This window comes from Blattabacterium cuenoti (assembly GCF_014251255.1).
In the GTDB taxonomy this organism is placed as follows: Bacteria; Bacteroidota; Bacteroidia; order Flavobacteriales; family Blattabacteriaceae; genus Blattabacterium; species Blattabacterium cuenoti_W.
In genome coordinates this window covers 60103-74513 of the sequence record NZ_CP059182.1, presented here as the reverse complement: position 1 = coordinate 74513, position 14411 = coordinate 60103, and the positions used below count along the sequence as shown (strand labels likewise).

General features: G+C 26.8%; 12 protein-coding genes. 5 read left to right on the top strand and 7 right to left on the bottom strand.

What is annotated here, in order from left to right:
• Positions 1-4: 4 nt before the first annotated feature.
• The 5 genes from H0H77_RS00310 to H0H77_RS00290 form a co-directional block, all read right to left on the bottom strand.
• The gene (locus H0H77_RS00310) at positions 5-619 is read right to left on the bottom strand and encodes a c-type cytochrome (protein WP_185851626.1); all 615 of its coding nucleotides are present in this window, start codon (positions 617-619) and stop codon (positions 5-7) included.
• Positions 620-623: 4 nt separating this feature from the next.
• Positions 624-1166 (bottom strand): DUF3341 domain-containing protein, encoded by a 543-nt coding sequence (locus tag H0H77_RS00305; protein ID WP_185851625.1) that lies wholly within the window; start codon positions 1164-1166, stop codon positions 624-626.
• The gene (gene nrfD, locus H0H77_RS00300; protein WP_185851624.1) at positions 1163-2560 is read right to left on the bottom strand and encodes an NrfD/PsrC family molybdoenzyme membrane anchor subunit; all 1398 of its coding nucleotides are present in this window, start codon (positions 2558-2560) and stop codon (positions 1163-1165) included. The genes H0H77_RS00305 and nrfD overlap by 4 nt, the downstream gene beginning before the upstream one ends.
• The gene (locus H0H77_RS00295) at positions 2557-5502 is read right to left on the bottom strand and encodes a 4Fe-4S dicluster domain-containing protein (RefSeq protein WP_185851623.1); all 2946 of its coding nucleotides are present in this window, start codon (positions 5500-5502) and stop codon (positions 2557-2559) included. The genes nrfD and H0H77_RS00295 overlap by 4 nt, the downstream gene beginning before the upstream one ends.
• A gap of 81 nt (positions 5503-5583) precedes the next feature.
• Positions 5584-6897 carry a c-type cytochrome gene (locus tag H0H77_RS00290; RefSeq protein WP_185851622.1) on the bottom strand — a complete coding sequence of 438 codons (1314 nt, stop codon included), beginning with the start codon at positions 6895-6897 and terminating at the stop codon, positions 5584-5586.
• A gap of 168 nt (positions 6898-7065) precedes the next feature.
• Here H0H77_RS00290 and H0H77_RS00285 point away from each other — a divergent pair, with 168 nt between their 5' ends.
• The 5 genes from H0H77_RS00285 to H0H77_RS00265 are packed head-to-tail and all read left to right on the top strand — an operon-like array spanning position 7066 to position 11523.
• Positions 7066-8364 carry a M16 family metallopeptidase gene (locus H0H77_RS00285; protein WP_185851833.1) on the top strand — a complete coding sequence of 433 codons (1299 nt, stop codon included), beginning with the start codon at positions 7066-7068 and terminating at the stop codon, positions 8362-8364.
• Complete coding sequence (locus tag H0H77_RS00280) at positions 8348-9841, top strand: M16 family metallopeptidase (protein WP_394366557.1); 1494 nt, start codon at positions 8348-8350, stop codon at positions 9839-9841. Before H0H77_RS00285 ends, H0H77_RS00280 begins: the two co-directional genes overlap by 17 nt.
• Positions 9838-10161, top strand: a complete 324-nt coding sequence (locus H0H77_RS00275) for an iron-sulfur cluster assembly protein (protein WP_185851620.1) — start codon at positions 9838-9840, stop codon at positions 10159-10161. The genes H0H77_RS00280 and H0H77_RS00275 overlap by 4 nt, the downstream gene beginning before the upstream one ends.
• Before the next feature lie 33 nt (positions 10162-10194).
• A complete protein-coding gene (locus tag H0H77_RS00270; RefSeq protein WP_185851619.1) occupies positions 10195-11157 on the top strand; it encodes an SPFH domain-containing protein in 963 nt (320 codons plus the stop codon).
• A 6-nt stretch (positions 11158-11163) separates the two neighbouring features.
• A complete protein-coding gene (locus tag H0H77_RS00265; protein WP_185851618.1) occupies positions 11164-11523 on the top strand; it encodes a DUF3127 domain-containing protein in 360 nt (119 codons plus the stop codon).
• On the opposite strand, the gene H0H77_RS00260 is transcribed toward H0H77_RS00265, so the two are convergent.
• Positions 11512-12174, bottom strand: a complete 663-nt coding sequence (locus tag H0H77_RS00260; RefSeq protein WP_185851617.1) for an endonuclease III domain-containing protein — start codon at positions 12172-12174, stop codon at positions 11512-11514. The genes H0H77_RS00265 and H0H77_RS00260 overlap by 12 nt on opposite strands.
• Before the next feature lie 4 nt (positions 12175-12178).
• A complete protein-coding gene (locus H0H77_RS00255) occupies positions 12179-14398 on the bottom strand; it encodes an ATP-dependent Clp protease ATP-binding subunit (RefSeq protein WP_185851616.1) in 2220 nt (739 codons plus the stop codon).
• Positions 14399-14411 lie beyond the last annotated feature (13 nt).

The window sequence follows — 14411 nt, the reverse complement described above, 5'->3', positions numbered from 1 at the left end:
TTTACTATTTATTATTTTTTAAATACATGACATATTCTGCGACTTTCCATCTATCAACTTCATTTAATTGAGAAGCATAAGAACTCATATTATTTTTTCCATATGTAACAACATAATAAACACTTCCAATAGTTATATCTCTATCTTTATAACTAGGAATTCCTAATATTTTTTCTTTTTTCACCAAAAGACCTTGTCCATCTCCATTATTTCCGTGACAAATGGAACAGTTAATTTGATAAATATTTTTTCCATCTTCTGTAGTAATTATTCTACTTGTTTTTTTCTCCTTTTGTAAAGGAGATGTCACAATTTTTTTAGAATCATCATATCCTTTATTTGTATTAGGAATATCGTAAGAAAGAAATCCATATGGATTTCTTGGAATAGTTCCTTTCACTGGGAAAAGTGAAGATCCTCTTCCTCCTAAGAAAAAAGGGATTTTAACTTTTTTAGGAGATTTTTTATAATCAGGATATGGATCTGAATAAGGTTCATAAGCTTCAGAATAATACATATCTGGCATGTACACTCTATTGGGTTTAGACTTATCCAACCAACAAGAATTATTTATCATATTTATAAAAAATATCACAACATAAAAAAAATATTTTTTCATAGTTCTAATTATTATTAATTTCTTTTATGTTGATTTCCATTGCACCACTTTTTTTTAAAAAACTCATTAATTTCTTATTTTCAGTATTATCTTTTGTATGAATTTCTATTAAAAACATATTATTAGTAGTTCTTGGGTCAGGATTTTTTGGAATAGCTCCTGGAAATAATCTACATTGAATGAGATAAGTAATACACATAAAATGTGCAGAGAAAAAAATTGATAGTTCAAATATAACAGGAACAAAAGAAGGAATATTGATAATCCAAGAAAAAGAAGGTTTTCCTCCAATATTTTGTGGCCAATCCCAAATCATAGTATACCAAGTAAGGACACTTCCTACAAGGAATCCTAACAATCCATATATGAAAGATAAAAAAGATAGATGAGTTTCTTTCAATTCAAGAACATGGTTTAAATGATGAATTGGAAATGGAGAATAGACTTCATGTATATAGATTCCATTTTTTTTAAGAGTTTTAATGCTGTTTATCATTAAATCATCATTATCATATAATGCATAAATATTAAATACACATTTTTTCATTTTTTCTTATTTAAGAAGTCTTTGTTAGTAGTAGAAGATTTCAATATTGTTTTCAGTTCTGATTGAGAAATCACTGGAAATACACGTATATATAATAAATAAAGAACGAAAAAAAAACCAATAGTTCCTATAAATATTCCAACATCTACAAATGATGGAATAAATCCAGTCCAAGAAGAAGGAATATAATCACGACTTAAATTCAATACAATAATGTCAAACCTTTCAAACCACATTCCAATATTTATAATAATTGCTATAATATAAGACCAAAAAAAACTTCTTCTTACAGATTTTATCCATAAAAATTGCGGAATAATAACATTACAAATAATTAAAGCCCAAAAAGCCCACCAAAATGGACCTGTTGCTGCTTTTATAGAAAAATAAGTATACTCTTCAAAAGGATTACTGGAATACCATGAAAGAATAAATTCAGAAAGATAAGCCAACAAAACGATTCCTCCTGTTAACAAAATAATCATATTCATATATTCAATATGATTTCTAGTAATATAACTTTCTAAAGAAAGAACTTTTCGTGCTACTCCTAATAGAGTTTGTACCATTGCAAATCCTGAAAATATCGCTCCGGCTACAAAATAAGGAGGAAATATAGTACTATGCCAACCTTTAATGACAGAGGTTGAAAAATCAAAAGAAACAATTGTATGTACTGAAAAAACTAACGGAGTGCATAATCCAGCTAGAATTAAAGAAATTTCTTCAAATCTTTGCCAATCTTTAGATGTCCCCCCCCATCCAAAACTAAGAATACTGTATATTTTTTTTTTAGTGGGATCTGTAACTTTATCTCGTATCATAGCAAAATCTGGAATTAATCCCATGAACCAGAAAACAGTTGATACAGAAAAATAAGTACTAATGGCAAATACATCCCATAAAAGGGGAGAATTAAAATTTGGCCATAAACTTCCAAATTGATTAGGAATAGGTAATACCCAATGGGCATTCCATGGTCTTCCCATATGAATAATAGGGAACAATCCAGCTTGGATAACTGCAAAAATGGTCATAGCTTCAGCAGATCTATTAATAGATAAACGCCATTTTTGTCTAAATAACAACAAAACAGCGGAAATTAAAGTTCCAGCATGACCAATTCCAACCCACCAAACAAAATTAGTAATATCCCAAGCCCAATTAATGGTTCTGTTTAATCCCCATACACCTATTCCTGTTCCTAAAGTATAAATAATACATCCTAATCCCCATAAAAAAGCTAAAATAGAGATGAAAAAAGCCATCCACCATAAGTTTCCAGCTTTTTTTTCTATAGGGTTTAAAATATCATCTGTGATGTTTTGATATGTTTTTTTTCCTATAATTAATGGATCTCTTACAGAGACAGTATTTTTGCATAATTTTTTCATTTTAAATTTCTAATTTTTAACTGATAGGAAACATTTGGACGTATTCCTATAAACTCCAGTAATTTGTAAGATCTTGAATCTTTTATTTTTTTTGAAATTTGACTATTTTCATCATTAACATCTCCAAAAACAATTGCGTCTGTAGGACAAGAAATGCTACAAGCTGTTTTAAATTCCTCATCTTTTATTTTTCTATTTTCTTTTTTTGCCATATTTATAGTATATTGTGTTCTTTGTATACATAAAGAACATTTTTCCATAACACCTCTGGTTCTTACAACAACATCTGGATTGATAGACATTTTTCCTAGGGAATTATTCATGTTAAAATCAAATTTTTGATTATTGACATAGTCAAACCAATTAAAACGTCTTACTTTATAAGGACAATTATTTGCACAATAACGTGTTCCTACACAACGATTATAGGCCATCATATTTTGACCTTGTTCTCCATGAACTGTTGCTCCTACTGGACATACAGTTTCGCAAGGAGCATAATCACAATGTTGACACATTACTGGTTGAAAAGATACTTTTTGATTTTTTTTATTATCAGAATAATATCTATCAACACGTATCCAATGCATATCTCTAGATTTTCTTATTTCTTCCTTTCCAACTACAGGAACATTATTTTCCGAGTGACATGATATAACACAAGCTCCACATCCAATACAAGCATTTAAATCTATAGATAAGTTAAAATGATGTCCTTTTTTTTCATTTTCTTTATTTTTATTTTCAAAAATGGAAATTTGGTTTGGGGATAACATTCCTTTATGGGTGGAAATTTTTTCTTGTTCGTTCCAAAATTCCATAGGTTTTTTTAAAAAAGTTTCTAAATCTGTTTCTTTTGCTAAATTTCTTCCTACTGCAGTGTTTTGTAATTGGACACAAGCAAATTTATGTATTTTATTTGCTTTTTTTATTTGTATATTTTTTTGTATTAAATCAAAATTTTCGTAAACTGCATAAGCATTTTTTCCATTGCATATTTTAGAGAATTTTTTTTTCCCATAACCAAAAGCTAATCCTACAGATCCTATAGCTTGTCCAGGTTGAATATAAATAGGAAGGTCTTTAATCAGTATTTTATTATTTTTAATTAAATCGACACAATTTCCATTCATAGCTCCACTTCCTGTATACCAATTTTCTAATCCTATTTTTTTTGCATCGTAAGAGGAGATAGTTAAATAATTATCCCAGGTCGTTCTTGTGATAGGATCTGGAAATTCTTGCAACCAAGGATTATTATGTTGATGTCCATCTCCTATACTTATTTTTGTATATAATCTAAGTTCAAAATATTTTTCTAATTCTAATTTTTTTTCATGATTGATATAATTGAGTAATTTCTTTTCATAATCATTATTATTAGAATGTTTTTTTCTAAATATTATATTTTCTTTTTTTTCTACAACTCCATGAAACAAAGCTTCATTAAACGATGAAACATTTGATTTCGGAATGATTTCTTTTTCCCAAGTTTTTTTTAAAAAATCGTAATAATTTTTTTCTTTAATTTTTCCCCAAATTATTAAAGATTCTTGAAATTGTCTTGTATTGAAGAGACATTGAATGGTTGGTTGAATTAGAGTATAAATTCCTGTCACAGGATGAGTATCCCCCCAACTTTCAAGCCAATGAGGTATAGGTGCTAAAACATTCATGACTTCATTAGTTTCATCTTTTTTCATAGAAAAGGAAATTGTAAGGGGAATACTTTTTAATAATTTTTTTATTTTTTTATTGTAAGGAAATGGAAGACTATAAATAGGATTTGTATTATGAATGAATAGGGCTCCTACTTTTTCTTTTTCTATTTTATTATCCAGAAAAGTTTTTAATTTTTCATCATTACTTTCTTTTGATAAAAAAAATTTTTCTTGTAAAGCATTACTGTGAATTTTTTTATTAATCAAAAGAGATTGAATATAAGATTCTTTATCTCCATCTGCAAGAATGACACTTTTTGATCCTTTCTTTTTTATTAAAGAAGCTATATTTTTGACATTTTGATCTTTGGATTCTCTTCCTAAAAAAACATACTGGTAAACCTCAAATAACATTTTTTTTATATCAGAAGGTTTTTTTGAAATACGGATATCTGCATTTGCTCCTGATAATGACATATTACTCTCTATTTGAATATGTTGTATCATAGATTTTTCTGGATTTCTATTTTTTGCATAAGCTTTTCCCATATTTTCTGGACACCAATCTCCTAAAAAATCAGCATCAAAAGACACTATTAATTCTGTTTTTGATAAATCAAAAAATGGAAATCCGCGATGTCCAAGGATTTCTTCAGAAGCATCTAAAACTTTAGAGTATGAAATGGCATCATAGGTAATCCATTTAGTTGTAGGATACTTTTTTGAAAAACATTGAATTAATTTTTTTGTAGAAAAACTTGGAAAAGAAGATGAAAGAATCACAATATCTTTTTTTGCTTTGGATATTTTTTCTAAATGCTGAATGACATAATTATCTATTTCATTCCAAGAACATTTTTTTCCATTAATAAATGGGTTTTTTAATTTTTCTTCATCATAAAGAGATAAAATAGAAGATTGGATTCTAGACGACGTGGTATTAAAATATTTTGATGTCAAATTAGGTTCTATTTTAATAGGACGTCCTTCTCTTGTTTTCACCAAAACACTTCCAATATCAAAAGAATCCATCATAGTAGATGCATAATAGGTAGGAATTCCTGGAACAACAACATCTGGTTTTACTACATAAGGAATAGATTTGATTACTGGACCTTTACATGCAGCTAAAGTTACAGAAGCTGTACTAAATCCAATCCATTTTAGGAAATCACGTCTGGATGTTTTCTTTTGTAAAAGAACTTTAACTGGAATTTCTCCAACATGATTATTATCCGAACACGAACAAACGGAATTTTCTTTTTTATTTGATTTCATCATGAATAATAAAATTTTTAAAATAAAAATAAAACTGAGATTGCGACTCAGTCAATAGACTTTTAAGAATAAAATCACATTATGTTAGTAGTGGCATTTTGCACATTCTGTTCCTCCAATCATATCTATAGTTATTCTTTTTTCTTTTTTTATTACATTTGGAAAATGTTCAATATAGTATTGATTGTTAGTATCTATTTCTGTTTTTCTATGACAGGAAATACACCATTCCATAGTAAAATCATTAGACATTTCTACTTGATCCATATTTTGAACTTCTCCATGACAAGCATTACAAACTAAATCTACTTTTTTTGATTTTTTGATCATTTTTTTTCCAGTTATTATATGTTGAGAATGATCAAAATGAACAAAATCTGGCATATTGTGTATGCGAATCCACTGAATGGGATGAGTTTTTCCCGAGTATTCTCTTTTTTCTGGATTCCAACCTACTAAATGATATATTTTTTGTATTTCCTTATTATATTCCTCTCTGCTTTTTCCTTTTTCAATATAATCTCCTTTGTATTCATTAATAGTAACATGGCAATTCATACAAATGTTTGTTGAAGGAATTCCGGAAACTTTGCTATATTTAGCAGTAGAATGACAATATTGACAATCAATTCCATTGATTCCAGAATGAATTTTATGAGAAAAATAAATAGGTTGTTCTGGTTTATATCCTTTATTTACATCTATTTTCATTAAAAAACTCCAAATTTCATATCCACTCAATATGGAAAAAAAGACAAGAAAAAAACATAAGATGATCTTTTTTTTTTCCAAAAGTTTGTTAAACAAAAAAAAGAAACTGATTGTCAAAAAATTCTTTTTCTTTTTTTGTTGAAAAATGATGTCACTTTCACTTAATAATTTGGTTAATATTTTGATCCTGTATAAAATCCAAAGAAGAATAATAGATAAAATGCTAAATCCAAAAACAATAATTTTAATTAAAAATTGTATAAATTCTTCTTTTATATTTTCATTATCATTATGATTGTTCTCTTTTAGTATTTCTGAGTTTTCTTTCTTTTCTTTTATTGGATTTTTTATAAAAAATAGAATATCATCTATTTGTTGTTCTGACAATTGTGGAAATGAATTCATTTCTGTATTTCCATATTCCTTATAAATAGCTATTGCTTCTTTATCTCCACTTTGTCTTAAAGATTTGTTATCTAAAATCCATTTATGTAACCATTCTCTACTTCTTTTTTCTATCACTCCAGATAAAGGAGGCCCTATCATTTTTTTTTCTAAATCTATGGAATGACAAGCTGTACAATTCTTTTTAAACAATTCCAATCCTCTTTCAGCATTTCCTTCTATGTTTTTTGTTTCAATTTTAAAAGAAAACAAAAATAGAAGTATAAATAAAAAATTTCTCATATATTAACAAATCAATTCATAATTTTGTCTTTATGACAACAAAAATAAAAGAAAAAAATTCGTTATTTTCTTTTTCTAATCTTTAACTTTGTTGTTTTTAAATTTCATTTTTCATTCATGAATAGAAATAAAATTTATTTCTTAATAACAATTATAGCAATAATAATAATGTTTAATTCAAATAATTTGAAAGCTAAAAAAACAGAATCTAAAGTTAGATTTTTTGAAGAAACACTCTCTTCAAATGGATTACATGTTATTTTACATCAAGACAATACTAATCCTTTGGTTTCTGTCTCTGTTTTATATCATGTAGGAACAAAGAATGAATCTCCAGGAAAATCCGGATTTGCTCATTTTTTTGAACACCTTATGTTTGAAGGATCTAAAAATGTTAAAAGAGGAGAGTTTTTTAAGTATATAGCCTCTAATGGAGGAAAAAACAATGCTTATACAAATTATGATGAAACTTGTTATTATGAAATTTTACCATCGGATCGTCTTCCTTTAGCATTATGGTTGGAATCTGAAAGAATGTTCCATGCAAAAGTAGATAAAGAAAGTATTAACATTCAAAGAGAAGTTGTAAAAGAGGAGAAAAAAATGAGAGTTGAAAATCAACCATTTGCAATAGCAATTTCAGAAATAATTCCTTCTTTATTGTTTAAGAAACATCCTTATAAATATCCAATTATTGGATTGGAAAAAGATTTAAATAGAGCAAACGAAGAAGATTATAAGAAATTTTATAAAACCTATTACGTTCCAAATAATGCTACTTTGGTCGTAGCAGGAGATTTCGAGATGAATGAAGCAAGAAATCTAATTAAAAAATATTTTTATTCTATTCCCAAAGGAGAAATAAATTTTCACATGAAAAAAATAGAAGAGGATCCTATAACTCAAGAAATATTTTTTAAATATGTAGATAAGAATACTAAAGTTCCAGGAATTTTTTTATCATATAGAGTTCCAAAAATAATAGAGAAAGATTCTTATGTATTAAAAATTATAGATCATGTTTTATCTTCCGGAGAAAGTTCTCGTATTATGAAAAATGTGGTAAATCAAAAACAAATGGCTTCTTATGCAGGATCTTTTTTAGACTCTATGGAAGATTATGGAACTTTTACTATATATGGGGTAATAAATCCTGGAATCTCTTTAGATCAATTAACAAAAGTTATAGATGAAGAAATTGAAATTTTAAAGGAAAAAGGAATTACCCAGTATGAACTTGAAAAACAGATAAATTATTTTTATAAAAAATTCCTTTTTAAAAATTATTCTATGAGTGGAATAGCAGATAATTTAGCTCATTATTATTTATATTATAAAAATACGGATTTAATCAATACAGATATTGAAAAATATAGTGAAATATCTGTAGAAGATATTAAAAGAGTTGCTAATAAGTATTTCAATAAAAATTGTAGAGTCCGTTTGTATAATGTTCCATCTAATTAAACTTTTGAAAAAAAATATTATTCTTCTTATTCAGATTGTGATTTTTTTTTGTAATAGTAGTATTATTATGTTTTCCCAAACAATTGATCGTAGTATTCCACCCAAATCTTTAAAAAGAAAGATTCTCATTAATATTGAAAAACCTAAATCATTTCAAATGAAAAATGGGTTAAAAGTTTTAGTGGTAGAAAACCATAAACTTCCTTTAGTTAGAGTTGGACTAGAATTGAATTTTCCTCCTTTTTTGGAAAAAGATAAAGCTGGAATCAGAAAAATTTTTGGTCAAATGCTTCGTTCTGGAACAAAAAATTATTCTAAAGAAGAATTGGATGAAACCATAGACTATATTGGAACAACTTTGTACACTTCTTTTTCAGGAATTTCTCTTTCTACTTTGAAAGAGCATTTAGATAAATCTATCGACATTATGAGTGATATTCTAATCAATAGTAAATTTGATAATTCTAAAGAATTAGAAAAAATAGTTAAACAAAGAATTATAGATCTGAATCTTTCAGAAAAAGATCCAGATGCTCTTTTACAAAGAGTCAGAAATGTTTTATATTTTGGAAAAAACCATCCTTATGGAGAATATGAAACATATGATACCATAAAAAATATTACTCTTAATGATTTGAAAAGATTATATAATAAATATTATATTCCGAATATTTCCTATTTATCTTTTATAGGAGATGTTTCTTTGCAAGAAACAAAAAAATTGTGTAATCGTTATCTTTATAAATGGAAAAAAAAGAAAATTAATTTTTTTAAATCAAGAAAAAATCTAAGGATAATTAGAGTTCCATCTAAAAAAATAGAAATAGATATAGTGGATCTTCCATCTCTTACTCAATCTACAATTTGTTTTGGAGGTCCTGTTTTTTTAAAAAAAAGTGATTCTATATATTTTTCTTCTATTTTAGCAAACGGAATTTTAGGGGGAGGGCCTCAAAGCCGTTTGTTTCTAAATCTTAGAGAAAAAAATGCTTATACATATGGAGTTTATTCTATTTTAAAATCAGATAAATATGTAGGATTTTTTTCTGTCTATACTCAAGTAAGAAATGAAGTTACTGATAAAGTGATTCAAGATATTTTGAAAGAAATTTTAAAAATTTCAAAAAATAAAGTTTCTTTGGAGGAATTGAATATTAAAAAAAAAGAAATAAGCGGTCAGTTTCTTCTTGATTTGGAAGATCCAAATAGAATTAGTGATCTTTTTATCAGTGAACTAAAAAATAATCTTACAAATAATTTTTACAAAAATTATTTGAATAGTATAAAATCTGTAACTATTTCTAATATTTTTCAATCTAGTAGAAAAATTTTTCCTGTAAAAAATGGAAGAATTTTAGTGATTGGAAAAGCGAATGAAGTCTATCCTAGGCTAAAAAAATTAGGTTATCCTATTCGTTTTTTTGATAAATTTGGAAAAGAATTAAAGAGAATAAATCCTATCAAAGAAAAATTATGAATGAAGATTGTTCGTCATTTTTAGATTTAGAAGACCGTATTATTTCTGTATTAAAAAGTATATTTGATCCAGAGATACCGGTAGATATTTATGAACTTGGATTGATTTATGATATACAAATTTCTAGAGGAAAAGAGGTAAAAATCATCATGACACTTACAACTCCAAATTGTCCAGTTGCTGAAAGTTTACCTATAGAAGTAAAAGAAAGAGTTCAATCCATAGAAGGAATTTCAAATGTAGATATTGTTTTAACGTTTGATCCTCCTTGGAATAGAGAGTTTATGAGTGAAGAAGCGCGTTTAGAATTGGATATGTAAAATGAAGAAATACAAAGATAATATTTAATAAATATGAGTATTTTTAGTTTTTTATTTTATGGATTATTAGTTCTTTTGGTTCTATCTTTTTTTTCTAGTTTTATTTTTACAATAAATCAACAAACGGCTGCTATTGTTGAAAGACTAGGAAAATTTCATAGTATTTGTCAAGCTGGATTGCATTTTAAAATTCCTATCATAGATAACATAGTGGGAAAGCTTACATTAAAAATTCAACAATTAGATATTTTGGTGGATACAAAAACTAAAGATAATGTTTTTGTAAAAGTAAAAATTTCAGTGCAATTTCAAGTTATTCAAGATAAAGTTTATGAAGCTTTTTACAAATTAGATAATTCTAATTCTCAAATCACTTCTTATATATTTGATGTTGTAAGAGCTGAAGTTCCAAAAATGCGTTTGGATGATGTTTTTGAAAGAAAAGATGATATAGCTCTTGCTGTAAAAAGAGAATTAGAAGGTTCTATGTTAGATTATGGATATTCTATTATTAAAGCATTAGTAACAGATCTTGATCCTGATGAACAAGTAAAACAAGCTATGAATCGTATTAATACAGCAGAAAGAGAAAAAGTCGCTGCAGAATATAAAGCTGAAGCGGAAAGAATTAAAATTGTAGCTAAAGCTCAAGCTGAAGCGGAAAGTAAAAAATTGCAGGGAAAAGGGACAGCGGATCAAAGGAGAGAGATAGCTAGAGGAATTTTGGAATCTGTAGAAGTATTAAATAATGTTGGAATAAATTCTCAAGAAGCTTCTGCTTTAATCGTAGTGACTCAACATTATGATACTCTTCAATCTGTGGGTGAAAAAACAAATACTAATTTAATTTTGTTACCTAATTCTCCAGGAGCTGCTAGTGAAATGTTAAATAATATGATTACATCTTTTAATATATCTAGTAAGATTGGAGAATCTATTAATAGAAAAAAGAATGACATTAACCATAAGACACATATACAAGAAAATAATAAATAAAATTACATGGAAATAATAGGAAGAGTTAAAAAATTATTTGATCCTCAAAAATTTGGAAGTGGATTTAGAAAAAGAGAAATAGTTCTTACTACTGAAGAACCATATCCTCAAAATATATTAATTGAATTTATTCAAGATAAAGTAGATCTATTAGGATCTGTAAGACCAGAAGATAAAATCAAAGTTTTTATAAATATTCGTGGAAGAGAATGGACGAATCCAGAAGGAGTCACCAAATATTTTAATTCTATCCAAGGATGGAAAATAGAAGAAATTTCCCAACATTCTTTAGAAGAAAATCCAAGAAAAACATCTTCTATATCTCCATCTTTATCATCTGATGATTTTGATGATTTACCTTTTTGAAATTTTATGATCTTTTATTTTTAATTTTAATAATTTTTGATAAATGATATCTTTTTTGAGATTCCAATTTTTAGACGGTGAATATTCTTTTCCGTAAAAAAGAATTTGAAGATGTAATTTTTTCCAATTCATTTTTTTGAACACTTTTTTAGCATCTTTTTCTGCTTGTTTTATGTTTTTTCCGTTGGTTAATCCCCAACGTATCATCATTCTATAAATATGAGTATCTATAGGAAAAACACGTTTTTTTGATACAAAAGATAAAAAAACAGAAGCCGTTTTATGACCTACTCCTGGAAAAGATTCTAATATAGAAAGATTTTTTGGAATAATACCATGGTATTTTTTCATTAAAAAAATGGATAAATTATAAATATTTTTAGATTTTTTATTATAAAGTCCAATATATCTTATTGAATTTTTAATATCATTAATAGAATGTTGAATAACTTCCTGAGGTGTTTTCATTTTTTTAAACAAATGTTTTGTTATTTTGTTAACTTCATTCTCTTTACTTCTCGTAGTAAGGAGAATAGCTATAAGCAAAGTGAATTCATTGACATAATATAATGAACTGACAGGATTAGGATAAAGAGAATTTAAAATTTCTATAATGATTTTTACTTTTTTTTCAATAGTAATATTGAACATTAAATTATAATTTTTTTTGAATTAAAACTTGTATATCATCTTTTTTTTCATTCATTTTCAATGTAATTTGATCTCCTTTTTTTAAAGTTTCATTAATAATACATTCTGAAATAGTATTTTTTATAAATTTTTCTATGATTCTTTTTAAAGGTCTAACTCCATATTCTTTATCAAATCCTTTTTCTTTAATAAAATCTTTTACTTCAGGAAGAAAAATAACTTCATATCCTAAATTAGATAAGTAAATTTTTACTTTTTCTAATTCTAAATGAGTTATTTTAGATAGATCTTCTTTTTTTAGAGAATTAAAAATAATAATATCATCTATTCTATTTAGAAACTCTGGAGAAAAAGTTCGTTTTAAAGCATGTTCTAAAATATTTTTTATATAGTCATTCGATTTTCTTGCTTGAGTCTCGAATCCAATTCCTTTTCCAAATTCTTTTAATTGTTGTGTTCCTGTATTTGAGGTACAAATGATGACAGTATTTTTAAAGTTTATTTTTCTTCCAAGGCTATCTGTGACACTTCCGTAATCAAGTATCTGTAATAAAATATTAAAAACTTCATGATGAGCTTTTTCAATTTCATCTAATAATATAACACTGTAAGGACGACGGCGTATAATTTCTGTTAATTGTCCTCCTTCTTCGTATCCAACATAACCTGGAGGAGCTCCTATTAATCTAGAAACAGAAAACTTTTCCATATATTCACTCATATCAATACGTATTAATGATTCTGAAGAATCAAATAATTCTTTCGAAAATATTTTTGCCAAATAAGTTTTTCCTACTCCTGTTTGTCCTAAAAAAATAAAAGATCCTATAGGCCTGTTAGGATCTTTTAATCCTGTCCTATTTCTTTGAACTGCTTTTACAATTTTTTCTACTGCTTCATCTTGTCCTATAATTCTTTTTTTCAGAATATTTCTCATTTTATTTAATTTTTTCATTTCTGATTGAGCAATTCTATTTACAGGAATTCCGCTCATCATAGAGACTACTTCTTCTACATTTTCTTCTGAAACAATTTCTTTATTTTTTTTGGAAGATTCTTCCCATATTTTTTGAGCTTTTATCAATTTTTTTTCTATTTTTTTTTCTGTATCTCTTAATTGTGCTGCTTCTTCATATTTCTGACTTTTAACTACTTTAGATTTTTCTTCACGAATATTTTCCAATTCTTTCTCTAAAAGAATAATTTCTTGTGGAACTTTAATATTTTTAATATGGACACGAGATCCAGATTCATCTAATGCATCAATAGCTTTATCTGGTAAATAACGATCTACAATATATCGTCCAGTAAGATTCACACAAGCTTTTATTGCTTTTTCTGTATAAATGACATTATGGTGACTTTCATATTTTCCTTTTATTTTTTTTAAAATATCAATAGTTTCTTCTTCTGAAGAAGGTTCAACTATAATTTTTTGAAATCTACGTTCTAATGCTCCATCTTTTTCTATGTATTGTCTGTATTCATTTAATGTAGTTGCTCCAATACATTGAATATCTCCCTTAGCTAAAGCAGGTTTAAATATATTAGAAGCATCTAAAGAACCTGTCGTTCCTCCTGCTCCAATCATAGTATGAATTTCATCTATGAAAAGAATTAAATCTGAATTTTTTTCTGATTCGTTTATAATTGCTTTCATTCTTTCTTCAAATTGTCCCCTATATTTAGTTCCAGCTACTAAACTTGCTAAATCTAATACGACGACTCTTTTATTATATAAAACTCTAGAAACTTTTTTTTGAACAATGCGTAAAGCTAATCCTTCTGCAATAGCGGATTTTCCAACTCCAGGTTCCCCTATAAGGAGTGGATTATTCTTTTTTCTTCTACTCAAAATTTGAGAAACACGTTCAACTTCTTTGTCTCTCCCAACTACAGGATCTAATTTTCCTTCAATGGCTATAGCATTCAAATCTCTTCCAAAATTATCCAGAACAGGTGTTTTACTTCTTATTGAAGAAGTTCCTCCTCCATAATAACTGCTACTACTACTAGATCCTGTACTTCTCCCACCACCATCACCACTACTACTCCCCCCACTATTACTACTCCTCCTCTCTCCAGATGAGGATCCATAAGAAGTGGAACTATCATTTTCAATATCTTCATCTGAAGATGATGAAAAATAGAAATTTATTTTCCTATTGTTAGGAACAAATATTTGTTTTTTTTTCAAAAAAAAATATGAAAAATAATGAATCATAAATTCAAATCAT

Coding starts and splice junctions, on each gene's coding strand:
- H0H77_RS00310 (WP_185851626.1), bottom strand. CDS start 619: ATGAAAAAATATTTTTTTTATGTTGTGATATTTTTTATAAATATGATA.
- H0H77_RS00260 (WP_185851617.1), bottom strand. CDS start 12,174: ATGTTCAATATTACTATTGAAAAAAAAGTAAAAATCATTATAGAAATT.
- H0H77_RS00255 (WP_185851616.1), bottom strand. CDS start 14,398: ATGATTCATTATTTTTCATATTTTTTTTTGAAAAAAAAACAAATATTT.
- H0H77_RS00290 (WP_185851622.1), bottom strand. CDS start 6,897: ATGAGAAATTTTTTATTTATACTTCTATTTTTGTTTTCTTTTAAAATT.
- H0H77_RS00285 (WP_185851833.1), top strand. CDS start 7,066: ATGTTTAATTCAAATAATTTGAAAGCTAAAAAAACAGAATCTAAAGTT.
- nrfD (WP_185851624.1), bottom strand. CDS start 2,560: ATGAAAAAATTATGCAAAAATACTGTCTCTGTAAGAGATCCATTAATT.
- H0H77_RS00270 (WP_185851619.1), top strand. CDS start 10,195: ATGAGTATTTTTAGTTTTTTATTTTATGGATTATTAGTTCTTTTGGTT.
- H0H77_RS00275 (WP_185851620.1), top strand. CDS start 9,838: ATGAATGAAGATTGTTCGTCATTTTTAGATTTAGAAGACCGTATTATT.
- H0H77_RS00265 (WP_185851618.1), top strand. CDS start 11,164: ATGGAAATAATAGGAAGAGTTAAAAAATTATTTGATCCTCAAAAATTT.
- H0H77_RS00295 (WP_185851623.1), bottom strand. CDS start 5,502: ATGATGAAATCAAATAAAAAAGAAAATTCCGTTTGTTCGTGTTCGGAT.
- H0H77_RS00305 (WP_185851625.1), bottom strand. CDS start 1,166: ATGAAAAAATGTGTATTTAATATTTATGCATTATATGATAATGATGAT.
- H0H77_RS00280 (WP_394366557.1), top strand. CDS start 8,348: ATGTTCCATCTAATTAAACTTTTGAAAAAAAATATTATTCTTCTTATT.